This window comes from Paraburkholderia domus, from assembly GCF_905220705.1.
Lineage (GTDB): Bacteria > Pseudomonadota > Gammaproteobacteria > Burkholderiales > Burkholderiaceae > Paraburkholderia > Paraburkholderia domus.
In genome coordinates, this window is record NZ_CAJNAT010000015.1 from 91,962 (window position 1) to 106,604 (window position 14,643).

Annotated in this window: 18 protein-coding genes; 17 read left to right on the forward strand and 1 reads right to left on the reverse strand. The window is 62.0% G+C overall.

Going from position 1 to position 14,643, the window contains the following annotated elements:
• The first annotated feature begins 1 nt into the window (after position 1).
• The 16 genes from murA to tatC all read left to right on the forward strand — a co-directional run bounded on the left by murA (position 2) and on the right by tatC (position 12,252).
• Entirely contained in the window at positions 2-1,357 is a 1,356-nt protein-coding gene (gene murA, locus KHO31_RS23605; RefSeq protein ID WP_407945961.1) for a UDP-N-acetylglucosamine 1-carboxyvinyltransferase, read from the forward strand.
• Complete coding sequence (gene hisG, locus KHO31_RS23610) at positions 1,354-2,052, forward strand: ATP phosphoribosyltransferase (protein WP_201079568.1); 699 nt, start codon at positions 1,354-1,356, stop codon at positions 2,050-2,052. Before murA ends, hisG begins: the two co-directional genes overlap by 4 nt.
• Before the next feature lie 61 nt (positions 2,053-2,113).
• Positions 2,114-3,436: a histidinol dehydrogenase gene (gene hisD, locus KHO31_RS23615; protein WP_201079566.1), complete on the forward strand. Its 1,323-nt coding sequence runs from the start codon at positions 2,114-2,116 to the stop codon at positions 3,434-3,436.
• A 181-nt stretch (positions 3,437-3,617) separates the two neighbouring features.
• Complete coding sequence (hisC, locus tag KHO31_RS23620; protein WP_201079563.1) at positions 3,618-4,688, forward strand: histidinol-phosphate transaminase; 1,071 nt, start codon at positions 3,618-3,620, stop codon at positions 4,686-4,688.
• Positions 4,689-4,802: 114 nt separating this feature from the next.
• The gene (gene hisB / locus KHO31_RS23625; protein WP_201079561.1) at positions 4,803-5,390 is read left to right on the forward strand and encodes an imidazoleglycerol-phosphate dehydratase HisB; all 588 of its coding nucleotides are present in this window, start codon (positions 4,803-4,805) and stop codon (positions 5,388-5,390) included.
• A 71-nt stretch (positions 5,391-5,461) separates the two neighbouring features.
• Complete coding sequence (locus tag KHO31_RS23630; protein WP_201079559.1) at positions 5,462-6,082, forward strand: YchE family NAAT transporter; 621 nt, start codon at positions 5,462-5,464, stop codon at positions 6,080-6,082.
• Positions 6,079-6,720 carry an imidazole glycerol phosphate synthase subunit HisH gene (gene hisH / locus KHO31_RS23635; protein ID WP_093643455.1) on the forward strand — a complete coding sequence of 214 codons (642 nt, stop codon included), beginning with the start codon at positions 6,079-6,081 and terminating at the stop codon, positions 6,718-6,720. The genes KHO31_RS23630 and hisH overlap by 4 nt, the downstream gene beginning before the upstream one ends.
• A gap of 214 nt (positions 6,721-6,934) precedes the next feature.
• Positions 6,935-7,687, forward strand: coding sequence for a 1-(5-phosphoribosyl)-5-[(5-phosphoribosylamino)methylideneamino]imidazole-4-carboxamide isomerase (hisA, locus tag KHO31_RS23640; protein WP_201079557.1), 753 nt, complete (start codon positions 6,935-6,937; stop codon positions 7,685-7,687).
• 216 nt (positions 7,688-7,903) lie between these two features.
• Positions 7,904-8,677, forward strand: coding sequence for an imidazole glycerol phosphate synthase subunit HisF (gene hisF / locus KHO31_RS23645; protein ID WP_169487579.1), 774 nt, complete (start codon positions 7,904-7,906; stop codon positions 8,675-8,677).
• A gap of 1 nt (position 8,678) precedes the next feature.
• Positions 8,679-9,089, forward strand: a complete 411-nt coding sequence (gene hisI, locus KHO31_RS23650; protein ID WP_201079555.1) for a phosphoribosyl-AMP cyclohydrolase — start codon at positions 8,679-8,681, stop codon at positions 9,087-9,089.
• Positions 9,086-9,469 (forward strand): phosphoribosyl-ATP diphosphatase, encoded by a 384-nt coding sequence (locus KHO31_RS23655; protein ID WP_211621213.1) that lies wholly within the window; start codon positions 9,086-9,088, stop codon positions 9,467-9,469. The genes hisI and KHO31_RS23655 overlap by 4 nt, the downstream gene beginning before the upstream one ends.
• 83 nt (positions 9,470-9,552) lie before the next feature.
• The gene (locus tag KHO31_RS23660; RefSeq protein WP_201079551.1) at positions 9,553-9,948 is read left to right on the forward strand and encodes a DUF4870 family protein; all 396 of its coding nucleotides are present in this window, start codon (positions 9,553-9,555) and stop codon (positions 9,946-9,948) included.
• Positions 9,949-10,030: 82 nt separating this feature from the next.
• A complete protein-coding gene (locus KHO31_RS23665) occupies positions 10,031-10,396 on the forward strand; it encodes a histidine triad nucleotide-binding protein (protein ID WP_201079549.1) in 366 nt (121 codons plus the stop codon).
• A 244-nt stretch (positions 10,397-10,640) separates the two neighbouring features.
• The gene (gene tatA, locus KHO31_RS23670) at positions 10,641-10,880 is read left to right on the forward strand and encodes a Sec-independent protein translocase subunit TatA (protein ID WP_201079547.1); all 240 of its coding nucleotides are present in this window, start codon (positions 10,641-10,643) and stop codon (positions 10,878-10,880) included.
• 39 nt (positions 10,881-10,919) lie between these two features.
• Complete coding sequence (gene tatB, locus KHO31_RS23675) at positions 10,920-11,438, forward strand: Sec-independent protein translocase protein TatB (RefSeq protein WP_211621211.1); 519 nt, start codon at positions 10,920-10,922, stop codon at positions 11,436-11,438.
• A 34-nt stretch (positions 11,439-11,472) separates the two neighbouring features.
• A complete protein-coding gene (gene tatC, locus KHO31_RS23680; RefSeq protein WP_201079544.1) occupies positions 11,473-12,252 on the forward strand; it encodes a twin-arginine translocase subunit TatC in 780 nt (259 codons plus the stop codon).
• A gap of 230 nt (positions 12,253-12,482) precedes the next feature.
• Here tatC and KHO31_RS23685 read toward each other — a convergent pair whose 3' ends face one another.
• Positions 12,483-13,703 (reverse strand): Do family serine endopeptidase, encoded by a 1,221-nt coding sequence (locus tag KHO31_RS23685; protein ID WP_201079542.1) that lies wholly within the window; start codon positions 13,701-13,703, stop codon positions 12,483-12,485.
• 19 nt (positions 13,704-13,722) lie between these two features.
• On the opposite strand from KHO31_RS23685, the gene KHO31_RS23690 reads away from it, so the two are divergent.
• Positions 13,723-14,469: a Nif3-like dinuclear metal center hexameric protein gene (locus tag KHO31_RS23690; protein ID WP_201079540.1), complete on the forward strand. Its 747-nt coding sequence runs from the start codon at positions 13,723-13,725 to the stop codon at positions 14,467-14,469.
• Positions 14,470-14,643 lie beyond the last annotated feature (174 nt).

The following is a 14,643-nucleotide window of genomic DNA, read 5'->3' on the forward strand; positions in this document are numbered from 1 at the left end:
AATTACTCAAGAAGGGCGCGACGCGGGTAGCGGCGCGTCGAACACAGTCAAAGCGGGCCCGGCTGACGTCCGGGTCAATCAGGAAGTGACAGGCATGGATAAACTCGTCATTGAAGGTGGCTACCCGCTGTCGGGTGAAGTCGTCGTCTCAGGTGCGAAGAACGCGGCGTTGCCGATCCTGTGCGCGGGTCTGCTCAGCGCGGAGCCGGTGCATCTGGAAAACGTGCCCGACTTGCAGGACGTGCGCACGATGCTGAAGCTGCTCGGCCAGATGGGTGTGCGCATCGAGAGCGGTGAAGGGCGCGTGTCCCTGGATGCGTCGAAGGTCGATAACCTCGTCGCGCCGTACGAAATGGTGAAAACCATGCGTGCGTCGATCCTCGTGCTCGGCCCGCTGGTGGCGCGCTTCGGTCACGCCAAGGTGTCGCTGCCGGGTGGCTGCGCCATCGGTGCGCGTCCGGTGGATCAGCACATCAAGGGTCTGCAGGCGATGGGCGCTGAAATCACGATCGAGCATGGCTTCATTGAAGCGCGTGCGAAGCGTCTGAAGGGTGCGCGCATCGTGACCGACATGATCACCGTGACCGGCACCGAAAACCTGCTGATGGCGGCGGTGCTTGCTGAGGGCGAGACGGTCATCGAGAACGCTGCGCGTGAGCCGGAGGTCGGCGACCTCGCGAATCTGCTGGTTTCGATGGGCGCGAAGATCGAAGGCATCGGCACGGACCGCCTGGTGATCCAGGGCGTCGACACGCTGCATGGCGCAAAGCACACGGTGATTCCGGATCGTATCGAAGCCGGCACGTTCCTGTGCGCAGTCGCGGCTGCGGGCGGCGACGTCACGCTGCGTAAAGTGCGTCCGCTGATCCTCGAGGCCGTCACCGAAAAGCTGCGCGAAGCCGGCGTTACGATCGACGAAGGCGACGACTGGATGCGCGTGCGTATGGACAAGCGTCCGAGCGCGGTTAGCTTCCGTACGTCCGAATACCCGGCGTTCCCGACCGACATGCAGGCGCAATTCATGGCGCTCAACACGATCGCGGACGGCACCTCGCAAGCTGTCGAGACGATCTTCGAGAACCGCTTCATGCACGTGCAGGAATTGAACCGCCTCGGCGCGAACATCACGATCGACGGTAACACCGCGCTCGTGACCGGCGTCGAAAAGCTGTCCGGCGCGAAGGTGATGGCGACCGATCTGCGTGCTTCGGCGAGCCTCGTGATCGCCGCGCTGCGCGCCGAAGGTGAAACGCTGATCGACCGCATCTATCACCTGGATCGGGGTTACGACCGGATGGAGACCAAGCTCAACGTCATCGGCGCCAAGGTGCGCCGAATCTCGGGGAGCCAGGCATGAGTTCGATGCCGCAAACGTCGTCGTCGCCGGCCGTGAGCGCACCGCTTACGCTGGCTTTGTCGAAAGGGCGTATCTTCGAAGAGACGCTGCCGCTGCTCGCCGCGGCGGGCATTGAGGTTGCCGAAGATCCGGAAACCTCGCGCAAGCTGATTCTGCCCACTACGGACGCGAACGTGCGTGTGATCATCGTGCGTGCCACCGACGTGCCGACCTATGTCGAATACGGCGCAGCCGATTTCGGCGTGGCCGGCAAAGACGTGTTGCTCGAGCACGGTGGCAGCGGGCTGTATCAGCCGGTCGATCTGGATATTGCGCGCTGCCGCATGTCGGTCGCGGTGGCCGCCGGTTTCGACTACGCGAATGCGGTGCGTCAAGGCGCACGCTTGCGCGTGGCGACCAAGTACGTGGAAACCGCACGCGAGCATTTTGCCGCCAAGGGCGTGCACGTCGACCTGATCAAGCTGTACGGTTCGATGGAACTGGCGCCGCTGGTCGGCCTCGCCGACGCGATCGTCGACCTGGTGAGTTCGGGCAATACCTTGCGCGCCAACAATCTTGTCGAGGTGGAAGAGATCATGCAGATTTCGTCGCGCCTCGTTGTGAACCAGGCGGCGCTGAAGCTCAAGCGCGCCGCGCTGCGGCCGATCCTCGATGCGTTCGAACGCGCATCGAAGGCCGGCACTGCGTCGGCCTGAATAGTTTGACCACGCGCGTGGTCAAGCTTTTAACGCGCGCCTTACCGAAACGGATACCCGTATGTCTATCAAGATTCGCAAACTCGATTCCAGCTCGCCCGACTTCCAGAAGTCGTTGCACGCGGTGCTCGCGTTCGAGGCGAGCGAAGACGAAGCAATCGAGCGCTCGGTCGCGCAGATTCTGAACGACGTGAAGGCACGCGGCGATGCTGCGGTGCTCGAGTACACGAAGCGCTTCGACCGTGTCGAGGCGAAGAGCGTCGAGGCGCTCGAGTTGCCGATGTCCGAACTCGAAGCGGCGCTCGAGGGCCTCGAGCCTAAGCGCCGTGCGTCGCTCGAAGCGGCGGCGGCGCGCGTGCGCGGTTACCACGAGAAGCAGAAGATCGAGTGCGGCAGCCACAGCTGGCAGTACACGGAAGCCGACGGCACCGTGCTCGGCCAGAAGGTTACGCCGCTGGACCGCGCGGGTATCTACGTGCCAGGCGGCAAGGCGGCGTATCCGTCGTCGGTGCTGATGAACGCGATTCCGGCGCGTGTGGCCGGTGTGCGCGAAATCGTCATGGTCGTGCCTACGCCGGATGGCGTGAAGAATCCGCTGGTGCTGGCGGCTGCATTGCTGGGCGGCGTGGATCGGGTGTTCACGATCGGCGGAGCGCAGGCGGTGGGCGCATTGGCGTACGGCACGGAAACGGTGCCCGCAGTCGACAAGATCTGCGGCCCGGGCAATGCGTATGTCGCGTCGGCCAAGCGCCGCGTGTTCGGCACGGTCGGGATCGACATGATCGCCGGGCCGTCGGAAATTCTCGTGTTGTGCGACGGCACGACGGATCCGCGCTGGATCGCGATGGACCTGTTCTCGCAAGCCGAGCATGACGAGCTCGCGCAATCCATCCTGCTGTGCCCGGACGATGCATTCATCGCCCGCGTGCGCGATGCGATCAACGAACTGCTGCCCAGCATGCCGCGCCAGGACGTGATCCGCACCTCGCTCGAAAACCGCGGTGCGTTGATCAAGGTGCGCGATATGGCCGAAGCCTGCGCGATCGCCAACGACATCGCCCCGGAACACCTCGAAATCTCCGCACTGGAGCCGCATCAATGGGGTCAGTTGATCCGCCATGCCGGTGCGATCTTCCTTGGCCGCTATACCAGCGAAAGCCTCGGCGACTACTGCGCGGGGCCGAATCACGTGCTGCCTACGTCGCGTACCGCACGGTTCTCGTCACCGTTGGGCGTCTACGATTTCTTCAAGCGATCGAGCGTGATCGAGGTCAGTGCGGAAGGTGCTCAGACGCTGGGCGAGATCGCCGCTGAACTCGCCTATGGCGAAGGCCTGCAGGCACACGCGCGCAGCGCCGAATACCGGATGCGGCAGAACGGCTAGGCGCGGCTGAACGCGGCGAGTCTGAGCGCGGCGCGAGCGGGCATCGAACCGATGCCCGTGAACTTTGCCGACGGATTTCGCGCGGTTTTCCGTTCAATAACGACAATAGAGACCAACCTGGGGCAGTCCGCAAGCCGCCGAAACCCGGCCGGCGTCTCGCTGCGGCCCAGTCCACTGACTTATGACGACACCTCAAGACATCATCCGCCGCGACGTGCTCGCGATGACGAGCTACCCGGTTCCGGACGCCACGGGCTATATCAAGCTCGATGCGATGGAAAATCCGTTTTCGCTGCCACCGGTGCTCGCCGCCCATCTGGGTGAGCATCTGGCCGGCGTCGCACTGAACCGTTACCCGGCGCCGCGCCCGGAAGCATTGATCGAAAAGATCAAGCACGTGATGGGTGTGCCCGCCGGTTGCGACGTGCTGCTCGGCAACGGCTCGGATGAAATCATCAGTATGGTGTCGGTGGCGTGCGCGAAGCCGGGCGCCAAGGTGCTGGCGCCAATGCCGGGTTTCGTGATGTATCAGATGTCGGCGAAGCTGGCGAATCTGGAATTTATCGGCGTACCGCTGAAGGCCGATTTCACGCTCGACGCCGAAGCGATGCTGGCCGCGATCGCCGAGCATGAACCGGCGATTGTCTATCTGGCCTATCCGAACAACCCGACCGGCACGCTGTACGACGACGCCGACATGGAGCGCATCATCGCCGCGGCGAACAAAAGCCTCGTGGTGATCGACGAGGCGTACCAGCCGTTTGCGCAGCAAAGCTGGCTGCCGCGCGCCGACGCGTTCGACAACGTTGTTGTCATGCGTACCGTGTCCAAGCTCGGTCTGGCCGGCATCCGCCTTGGCTATCTGGTTGGCAAGCCCGCCTGGCTCACCGAATTCGACAAGGTGCGGCCGCCATACAACACCAACGTGCTGACGCAAGCCGCCGCCGATTTTCTGCTCGACCACGTCGACGTGCTCGACGCCCAGGCCGAGCAACTGCGCGAAGAACGCACGAAACTCGCGCACGCCGTGGCCCAATTGCCGGGCGCCGAAGTGTTCCCGAGCGCCGGTAACTTCCTGCTGGTGCGGGTGCCTGACGCATCCGTTATGTTCGAAACGCTCCTGGCAGCACGGGTTTTGATCAAAAACGTGAGTAAAATGCATCCATTGCTGGTCAATTGCGTGCGTTTGACCGTCGGTTCGCCCGAAGAAAACGCCCAGTTGATCGCCGGACTGAAACTCGTGCTGCACTGAACGGTGTGCCGAATGGCCGCGTGAGCGCTGTCCCCCACGGTGGGAAGCGCGCGCGGCCCGCCGTTTTCCCATCCCACACTACTATCGCTTTCTAGCTAGATTCGAGGAATTACCATGCGCCTTGCGGAAGTCGTTCGCAACACCAGCGAAACGCAGATCCGTGTGAAGATCAATCTGGACGGCACCGGTCAGCAGAAGCTGGCCACCGGTGTGCCGTTTCTTGATCACATGCTCGACCAGATCGCACGGCATGGTTTGTTCGATCTCGACATCGAAGCGCATGGCGACCTCGAAATCGACGACCATCATACGGTCGAAGACGTCGGCATCACGCTCGGTCAGGCCGTTGCGAAGGCAATCGGCGACCGCAAGGGCATCCGCCGCTACGGTCATTCTTACGTGCCGCTCGACGAAGCGCTGTCGCGCGTCGTGATCGACTTTTCCGGCCGTCCGGGCCTCGAATTCCATGTGCCGTTCACGCGCGCGCGCATCGGTACATTCGACGTCGATCTCTCCATCGAATTTTTCCGTGGATTCGTGAACCACGCTGGCGTCACGCTGCATGTCGACAACCTGCGCGGCCTGAACGCCCATCACCAGATGGAAACGGTGTTCAAGGCCTTCGGGCGTGCATTGCGTATGGCCGTCGAAATGGACGAACGCGCGGCGGGGCAGATTCCGTCGACCAAGGGCAGCCTTTAAGCGCTCATTTACCCGCTCATTGACCAGAACTAGAACCAGGACCGGCTGCGCTTGCGTGTGCCCGGTGTGCGATGGATATTCTGAAGTCGTTTATTTCGCTGCTGGCGCTGATCAACCCGGTCGGCGCCATCCCGTTCTTCATGAGCCTGACGGCGCATCAGAGCGACGTCGAGCGGCGCAAAACTATCCGCATCGCAGCGATTTCGGTGTTCTGCGTGATTGCGGTGACCACGCTGCTCGGCCAGCAGATCATCAGCTTCTTCGGCATTTCGGTCGGGTCGCTCGAAGTGGGCGGGGGGATCATCATGCTGCTGATGGCGATCAACATGCTGAACGCGCAGATCGGCAACAGCCGTTCGACGCCGGAAGAGCGCGATGAAGCCGAGCAGAAGGACAACATCGCGGTCGTGCCGTTGGCGATCCCGCTGCTGACCGGCCCGGGTGCGATCAGCACCACGATTATTTATGCGGCCGGCTCGGCGCACTGGTACGACCGGCTCAGCCTGATCGCGATCGGCGCCTTGCTGGCGGCGATCTGTTTTTTTTCGCTGCGCCTCGCTGAACCGATTGCCCGCTGGGTAGGTCGCACGGGTATCAACATCGGCACGCGGCTCATGGGTTTGATGTTATCGGCGCTGGCGGTGGAATTCATCGTCGATGGATTGAAGGCATTGCTGCCTAACTTGAAATGAAAACTTCGATAGCGATTGTGGATTACGGAATGGGCAACCTGCGCTCGGTTGCTCAGGCACTGCGCAAAGCCGCGCCGGAGGCGGACGTGGCGATCGTCGATCAGCCCGAAGCGATCCGCTCGGCCGACCGCGTGGTGCTGCCCGGCCAGGGCGCGATGCCCGATTGCATGCGCAGTCTGGCCGAATCCGGCCTGCAGGAAGCGGTCATCGAAGCATCGCGCAGCAAGCCGCTGATGGGCGTGTGCGTCGGCGAGCAGATGCTGTTCGACTGGAGCGCCGAGGGCGATACGCCTGGCCTCGGCCTGTTGCCCGGCAAGGTGCTGCGCTTTGACCTCGAAGGTCAGGTGCAGGACGACGGCTCGCGCTTCAAGGTCCCGCAAATGGGCTGGAACCGCGTGCGCCAGGCGCAGCCGCATCCGTTGTGGGACGGCGTTGCGGACAACGCGTTCTTCTACTTCGTGCACAGCTATTACGTCGTGCCGGACAATGCCGCCCACACGTCGGGCGAAACGGTGTACGGTGTGCCCTTTACCTCGGCGGTGGCGCGGGATAACATCTTCGCGACCCAATTCCATCCGGAAAAGAGCGCCGAAGCGGGGCTGCGCGTGTATCGCAACTTCGTGCACTGGAACCCGTGAGCGCCTGTCTTCATCCTGTTGCCGTGCGCCGTTCCGCCACAAGCGGGGCGTCGGCCATGCGCCACAATCGCAGCAAGACGATTTCGCTCCAATACGGCGTGCCGCAAGGGCGTCGAAAGAGTTGTACTAAACTAGCGAAACGGCGTTGTGGCGTGCTGGCTTGTCAGCCGCTGCCGCCGACCTTCAACCACCTCCCAGACAACACCCGATTGCTATGCTGCTGATTCCCGCCATCGACCTGAAAGATGGTCACTGTGTACGCCTCAAACAGGGCGATATGGACCAGGCGACGATATTTTCCGAGGAACCGGCGGCGATGGCCCGGCATTGGGTCGATCGCGGCGCCCGCCGTCTGCACCTCGTCGACCTGAATGGCGCGTTCGCCGGCAAGCCGAAAAACGAAGAGGCGATTCGCGCGATCATCGAGGAAGTAGGGGGCGAGATTCCCGTCCAGTTGGGCGGCGGCATCCGTGACCTGAACACGATCGAGCGCTATCTGGACGACGGTTTGTCGTACGTCATCATCGGCACGGCCGCGGTGAAGAATCCGGGCTTCCTGCAGGATGCGTGCACGGCTTTCGGCGGCCATATCATCGTCGGTCTGGATGCGAAGGACGGCAAGGTTGCCACCGACGGCTGGAGCAAGCTGACCGGTCACGAAGTGGCCGATCTGGCGCGCAAGTTCGAGGACTACGGCTGCGAGTCGATCATCTACACCGACATCGGCCGCGACGGCATGCTGCAGGGCATCAACATCGAAGCCACGGTGCGTCTCGCACGCGCGGTGAAGATTCCGGTGATCGCGAGCGGCGGTTTGTCGAACCTCACGGACATCGAGTCGCTCTGCGAAGTCGAGGACGAAGGCATCGAAGGTGTGATCTGCGGCCGGGCGATCTACTCGGGCGATCTGGACTTCGCGGCTGCGCAAACCCTCGCAGACCGGTTGCGCGAATCGGACGACGCTTAAGGTAAGGCTTCAGGCTTAAGGCGTCGCGATCGACTCAGAATCGACGCGGCAGCGGACTTGAAAGCGGACGCAACGGCGCGTCCTGAAAAGCGCGTCAAGCTGCATGCTTGTATTTGCGCACTTGCGGCGCGACGCGGCTAGCCGCGCCGGCACTGTGCCGCTCGTCGGAGGTTTCGCGAGCGGCCTCATCAGCGGTATTGGCAGAATTGCAAGATCATGGCTCTAGCTAAACGCATCATCCCCTGTCTCGACGTCACGGCTGGACGCGTGGTCAAGGGCGTCAACTTCGTCGAACTGCGCGACGCGGGCGACCCAGTCGAAATCGCGCGCCGCTACGACGATCAGGGCGCCGACGAACTGACCTTCCTCGACATCACCGCCACCTCCGATCAGCGCGATTTGATCCTGCCGATCATCGAAGCGGTCGCCTCCCAGGTGTTCATTCCGCTGACGGTCGGCGGCGGCGTGCGCGCTGTCGAAGACGTGCGGCGCCTGTTGAACGCGGGCGCGGACAAGATCAGCATGAACTCGTCGGCGGTCGCGAATCCGCAACTCGTGCGCGACGCGACGGACAAATACGGCTCGCAATGCATCGTCGTCGCCATCGACGCGAAGCGCGTCTCCGCAGACGGCGAACCGCCGCGCTGGGAGGTCTTCACGCATGGCGGGCGCAAGGCGACCGGCCTCGAGGCCGTCGAATGGGCGCGCAAGATGGCCGAACTGGGTGCGGGTGAAATCCTGCTGACCAGCATGGACCGCGACGGCACCAAGAGCGGCTTCGATCTCGCGCTCACGCGGGCGGTGTCCGACGCGGTGTCGATTCCGGTGATCGCCTCGGGCGGCGTCGGCTCGCTGCAGCATCTGGCCGACGGCATCAAGAACGGCCACGCGGACGCAGTACTGGCCGCCAGCATCTTCCACTACGGCGAACACACCGTGGGCGAGGCCAAGCGCTTCATGGCCGATCAAGGCATTTCGGTGAGGTTGTGACGTGGTGAATCCCTCGGCAGTAGATTGGATCGACAAGGTCAGGTGGGACGCGAACGGCCTCGTGCCGGTGATCGCGCAGGAAGCGTCGACCAACGATGTGCTGATGTTCGCGTGGATGAACCGCGACGCATTGGCGAAAACCGTCGAAACCGGTCGTGCGGTGTACTTCTCGCGCTCGCGCCAGCGTTTGTGGTTCAAGGGCGAAGAGTCCGGCCACGTCCAGCATGTGCATGAAGTGCGGCTCGATTGCGACGAAGACGTCGTGCTGCTGAAGGTCGAGCAGGTATCGGGCATCGCGTGTCACACCGGCCGTCACTCGTGCTTTTTCCAGAAATTCGAAGGCACGGTTGAAGATGGCGGCTGGGTCGCCGTCGATCCCGTGTTGAAAGACCCCGAACACATCTACAAATGACGCAATCCACGCAATCCACTTCGTCTACCAACGACACACTGCTGCGCCTCGCGGCCATCATCGACAGCCGCAAGGGCGGCGATCCGGACGTTTCGTACGTGTCGCGCCTGTTCCACAAGGGCGATGACGCGATTCTCAAGAAAATCGGCGAAGAAGCCACCGAAGTCGTGCTGGCCGCCAAAGACGCGCGCCACGGCGGTGCGCCGAAAGCGCTGGTCGGCGAAGTGGCGGACCTGTGGTTTCACTGTCTCGTGATGCTGTCGCATTTCGACCTGAGCCCGGCTGACGTGCTTGCCGAACTCGAGCGTCGTGAAGGCCTGTCGGGCCTCGAGGAAAAGGCGCTGCGCAAGAGCCTTGAGCGCGAGCAGAACGGCGACTGATTGTCGCCGCGTCTTGAAGTGGCGAACGTCGGCACCCACATTGCACTGAACGCATAGGATCGTATCCTCGGGAGGACGCAAGCATGGAACAGTCGCAAGGAAATTATCCGCCGCCGGTCTACCGCAACGCGATCGAGCCAGAGCGCGAACGCAGTCTGCGCACGCTCACACATGTGCTGTACGCACTGTATGCGGTTCATTGGCTGACGGGCGGCCTGACGATTCTGATCGCGATCATCATCAACTACGTGAAACGGCCCGATGTGGTGGGCACGCCCTACGAAGCGCATTTCGAGTGGCAGATCCGCTCGTTCTGGATGGCCTTGCTGGGTTATGCGATTGGTGGCGTCCTGCTGTTCGTGGTGATCGGTATTCCGGTTCTGTGGGCCGTCAGTATCTGGATGTTGTACCGTATTATCAAAGGCTGGCTGTATCTGTACGATAACAAGCCGCTTGCGAATCCGCGTGCATGGTTTTGAGTTGAGTCCGGTTGCTGCCGGGGGAAACATGGGCTGTGCCGCATCACGCTTCGCGCTCTAGCCATACTGTGTCAGGAATACGATGAGCCACGACCCAAACTGTCTTTTCTGCAAGATCGCCGCCGGCGAGATTCCGTCGACCAAAGTTCACGAAGACGAAGAGTTTGTTGCCTTCCGCGACATTCGTCCGGCAGCTGAAACGCACGTGCTGGTGATTCCCCGCAAACACATCGCCACGCTGTCGAATTGCACAGAAAGCGATGCGCCGCTGCTTGGTAGAATGCTTGTTCTGGTAGCACGTCTGGCCGATAAGTTGGGTGTGGCGTACACCGGCGGCGAAACCGGTTTTCGTACGGTAATCAATGCCGGTCCGGGCGGCGGGCAAGAGGTGTATCACCTGCACGCGCACATCCTCGCAGGGCCGCGTCCGTGGCAGCGAATGGGCTGACAAATAACAGCGGGCCGCGAGGCGCGCGGTGAGTTTTGGCCGTCAACAATAACGGGGCCGTTGTTTTTGCTGCGCTGTAACGACGCCGACGCGATTGTCAGGTCACAATGACACACCGGTCGCGGGTTGAATCGGAACAGCCTGCAGTCATGTATAGATGAAGCGTACGCGCTTCGAGTCACGCCGCAAGGCGCACGAATTTTTGCCGCATCACGCTGCGGTGTCGGGGTTAAGGAGAGTAGTCATGGGTTCGTTTAGCATTTGGCATTGGCTGATCGTGTTGCTGATCGTAGCGCTCGTGTTCGGCACGAAGAAGCTGCGTAATATCGGCACGGATCTGGGTGGCGCGGTGAAGGGCTTCAAGGAAGGCATGAAGGAAGCTGAAACGCCCGCAGGTGAAGCGCAGCAGCGCGAACTGCCGCGTAACGGCACCGTGGATGTGGATGCGAAGGAAAAGACGCCGCGTTCCGGCGATTACCGCTAAGCCGCGGCCCAACCGCGTTACTGACGGACATTCCACTTCATGCTGGACCTCGGTCTAACCAAGATGGCGCTGATCGGCGTCGTCGCGCTGGTCGTACTCGGGCCTGAGCGCCTGCCTCGCGTCGCCCGCACGGCCGGCGCACTGTTCGGCCGTGCGCAGCGGTATATCAACGACGTGAAGGCCGAAGTCACCCGCGAAATCGAACTCGACGAATTGCGTCGCATGAAGACCGAGTTCGAGGCGGCGGCAAGCAACGTCGAAACCTCCGTTCAGGACAATTTGCGCAAGCATGAAACCGAACTGAACGACGCGTGGAATAGCGGTACGTCGGTATCGCCGAGCATTGCCGGCGGCGCGCTTGAAGATGCCGGCAATTCGCCATGGCGAACCAGCACACCACCGGCAGGCCCGAGACGCAAGAACTGGCGCGTCAAGCAGACGGCCATGCCCACCTGGTACAAGCGGGCCACCACGCGCCGCACGCGCGTGCAGTCGGGCGCTGCGCGCGTGGCGCGGCATACGCCGGCCACTATGCGTCGTCCGACGCGGTTCTTCTGATGATCAGAACGACAATCTCTAACCGAGGGCCGGTGTGAGCGACCCCCAGCAAACCCAGGACGAAGGCACTGAAGAGACCTTCATTTCCCACCTCGTTGAATTGCGCGACCGTATCATTCGCGCCGGCCTTGCCGTCATCGTGGTGTTTGTCGGGCTCGTGTATTGGGCGCCGGACATCTTCCGGCTGCTGGCGCGGCCCTTGATGCAGAATCTGCCGAAGGACGGCAAGATGATCGTCACCGACGTCACCGGCTCGTTCTTCGTGCCGATGAAGGTGACCATGATGGTCGCCTTCGTGATTGCGCTGCCGGTCGTGCTGTACCAGATCTGGGCGTTCGTCGCGCCGGGTCTGTACCAGCATGAGAAGAAGCTGGTCGGGCCGCTGGTGGGCAGCAGCTACACGCTGTTCCTGTGCGGCATGGCGTTCGCGTACTTCGTGGTGTTTCCGACCATCTTCCGCGTGATGGCGCACTACAACGCGCCGCTCGGCGCGGAGATGAACACCGATATCGACAACTATCTAAGCTTCGTGCTGACTATGTTCCTCGCGTTCGGGGTGACGTTCGAAGTGCCGATTGTCGTGGTGCTGCTGGTCCGCATGAACGTGCTGACCATCAAGAAGCTCAGGGAAATCCGTCCTTACGTGATCGTGGGCGCGTTCGTGATTTCCGCGGTAGTAACGCCGCCGGACGTGTTCTCGCAGCTGATTCTGGCAATTCCGCTGATCGTGCTGTACGAGGCGGGGATCATTGCGGCGCGGTTGATTGTCGGCAAGCAACCGGTGGCTGTTGAAGACGCAAGTCCGCCGAATTGAACGCCATGCATTTTACACATTCATTACGCTAACCGTCTGACAGACGGCCGGGGCAAACAAAAAGGGCAGTCCGCGATGGACTGCCCTTTTTGTTTTGCGACGGCGTCGCCGTTTGGCTAGCTGCGTTGCCCGCGGCTCCGTTGCGTTTGCTTCTCGTTCAGCTACGGGTGGGTTGCCGTTGCCCGCGTCAGCCGCCGCAATGCCTTTGACCACTGCTACTACCCGCGAAATCAACCGCCGTCGTCGTCCTGATCGCCGCCGCCGTTGTCCTCGGGCTGTTGCTTCGGCGGAGGCGGGCGCTTGCCGATGGTCACGTCCAGATCCATCTCGCGGCTCTTGCGCACCAGATGAACCTTCGCGGCCGTGCCCGGCTTGATCTGTGCGATGACATTCAACAGACGCGTGGTATCGGTGATCTCCTGGCCGTTCACGCTCACCAGGATGTCGCCCGGCTTGATGCCCGCCCGGTCGGCCGGCCCGTTCTTCAGCACACCTGCGACAATCGCGCCCGACTTCTGCTCGAGCCCAAACGATTCGGCGATTTCCGGCGTCACGTCCTGCGGCTCCACGCCGATCCAGCCCCGCGTGACCGAGCCTGTCGTGATGATGCTCTCCAGCACGCTGCGCGCGGTCGAGACAGGGATCGCAAAGCCGATGCCGAGCGAGCCGCCCGAGCGCGAATAGATCGCGGTATTGATGCCGAGCAGGTTGCCATTCACGTCGACCAGAGCGCCGCCCGAGTTACCGGGGTTGATAGCCGCGTCGGTCTGAATGAAGTTTTCGAAGGTGTTGATGCCGAGGTGATTGCGCCCGAGCGCACTGACAATGCCCATGGTCACCGTCTGGCCGACGCCGAACGGATTGCCGATCGCCAGCACCACGTCGCCCACGCGCGTCTGGTCCATGCGGCCGAGCGTGATGGTGGGCAGGTTGGTCATGTTGACCTTCAGCACGGCCAGATCGGTCTCAGGATCGACGCCGATCACCTTCGCATTGGTGGTGCGACCATCGGCCAAGGCGATTTCGATCTGATCAGCGCCGTCCACGACGTGCTGGTTCGTTAGAATGTAACCTTCCGAACTCACTATTACCCCCGAGCCGAGATTCGACGCGGGTTGCTCCTGCTGCTTACCTTTGTTCTTGTCGCCGAAGAAGTAGCGGAACAGCGGATCTTTAGCGCGCGGGTCGGGTGGCAGTGAGCCATCCTTGCTGGAGAACACATTGACGACCGCGGGCATGGCTTTTTGCGCGGCATCTGCATAGGACGCCTGTGCCGGGCCGGTACCGATGCCTGGCGCCACTTCCCGCAGGGCGACGATCGGTTCGGCGAGTTGCTTGCCGAATTGCCCTTGACGCTGGAGCCACTGCGGTTTGAGGGTCGCAATGATGAACATCAGCGCCAACAACACGGTCACCGCTTGGGCGAAGAACAGCCAAAAGCGTCTAAGCATCTGAAGACTAGAGGTTTATATGGATCGGATCGAACTTGAATTGTACTTGAACAATCTTCTTGAAACCGCGCGCTTCAAGGACTATTGCCCCAATGGATTGCAGGTGGAAGGGCGTCGCCGCGTCAATAAGCTCGCGACCGGCGTGACCGCTTCGGTGGCCTTCCTCGAGGCCGCGCTCGACTGGGGCGCGGACGCGGTGCTGGTCCATCACGGCTACTTCTGGCGCAACGAAGCGCCGCAGATCACCGGGCGCAAACACGCGCGGCTGAAGCTGCTGATCGCCAACGACCTGAACCTGTTCGCCTACCATCTGCCGCTCGACGACCATCCCGAGTTCGGCAACAACGCGCAGATCGGCGCGAAGATGGGCTGGATCAGCGACGCGCGCTTCGGCGAGAACGATCTCGGCTGGCTCGCCACGTTTCCGATGCCGATCACGCTCGCGCACTTCACGGCGCAAGTCGAGCAGACGCTCGGCCGCACGCCGCTCGTGTTCGGCGACCCGGATCGCGAACTGCGCCGCGTGGGCTGGTGCACGGGCGCCGCGCAAGGCATGTTCGACGCCGCGATCAATGCCGGCGCTGACGTCTACCTGACCGGCGAAGTGTCGGAGTCGGTGATGCACACATCGGCGGAAAGCGGTGTCGCATTCCTTGCCGCCGGCCATCACGCCACCGAGCGTTTCGGCGTGCAGGCGGTGGGCAAGCATCTGTCCGAGGAGTTCGATATCGAACACCTGTTTATCGATATCTCCAATCCCGTTTGAATTGAAAATCGGCATTAGAGAAGAAAAAGGCATGAATAACGCAGAGAACACTTAAAAGGAGGTGCAAAAAAGTTTGCGATCCGTACGGAGAAACCCTGACTTATCAAGGGGTTCGCACGGTTTTTGGCAATCGGCCCTTGTAAATGGCGACTCCATTCGCGCAAACTAGCGGCG

Bases quoted from the DNA above. Each gene is read 5' to 3' on its own strand.
- hisG (WP_201079568.1), top strand. From the start codon at position 1,354: ATGAGTTCGATGCCGCAAACGTCGTCGTCGCCGGCCGTGAGCGCACCG.
- hisD (WP_201079566.1), top strand. From the start codon at position 2,114: ATGTCTATCAAGATTCGCAAACTCGATTCCAGCTCGCCCGACTTCCAG.
- hisC (WP_201079563.1), top strand. From the start codon at position 3,618: ATGACGACACCTCAAGACATCATCCGCCGCGACGTGCTCGCGATGACG.
- hisB (WP_201079561.1), top strand. From the start codon at position 4,803: ATGCGCCTTGCGGAAGTCGTTCGCAACACCAGCGAAACGCAGATCCGT.
- KHO31_RS23630 (WP_201079559.1), top strand. From the start codon at position 5,462: ATGGATATTCTGAAGTCGTTTATTTCGCTGCTGGCGCTGATCAACCCG.
- hisH (WP_093643455.1), top strand. From the start codon at position 6,079: ATGAAAACTTCGATAGCGATTGTGGATTACGGAATGGGCAACCTGCGC.
- hisA (WP_201079557.1), top strand. From the start codon at position 6,935: ATGCTGCTGATTCCCGCCATCGACCTGAAAGATGGTCACTGTGTACGC.
- hisF (WP_169487579.1), top strand. From the start codon at position 7,904: ATGGCTCTAGCTAAACGCATCATCCCCTGTCTCGACGTCACGGCTGGA.
- KHO31_RS23655 (WP_211621213.1), top strand. From the start codon at position 9,086: ATGACGCAATCCACGCAATCCACTTCGTCTACCAACGACACACTGCTG.
- KHO31_RS23660 (WP_201079551.1), top strand. From the start codon at position 9,553: ATGGAACAGTCGCAAGGAAATTATCCGCCGCCGGTCTACCGCAACGCG.
- KHO31_RS23665 (WP_201079549.1), top strand. From the start codon at position 10,031: ATGAGCCACGACCCAAACTGTCTTTTCTGCAAGATCGCCGCCGGCGAG.
- tatA (WP_201079547.1), top strand. From the start codon at position 10,641: ATGGGTTCGTTTAGCATTTGGCATTGGCTGATCGTGTTGCTGATCGTA.
- tatB (WP_211621211.1), top strand. From the start codon at position 10,920: ATGCTGGACCTCGGTCTAACCAAGATGGCGCTGATCGGCGTCGTCGCG.
- KHO31_RS23685 (WP_201079542.1), bottom strand. From the start codon at position 13,703: ATGCTTAGACGCTTTTGGCTGTTCTTCGCCCAAGCGGTGACCGTGTTG.
- KHO31_RS23690 (WP_201079540.1), top strand. From the start codon at position 13,723: ATGGATCGGATCGAACTTGAATTGTACTTGAACAATCTTCTTGAAACC.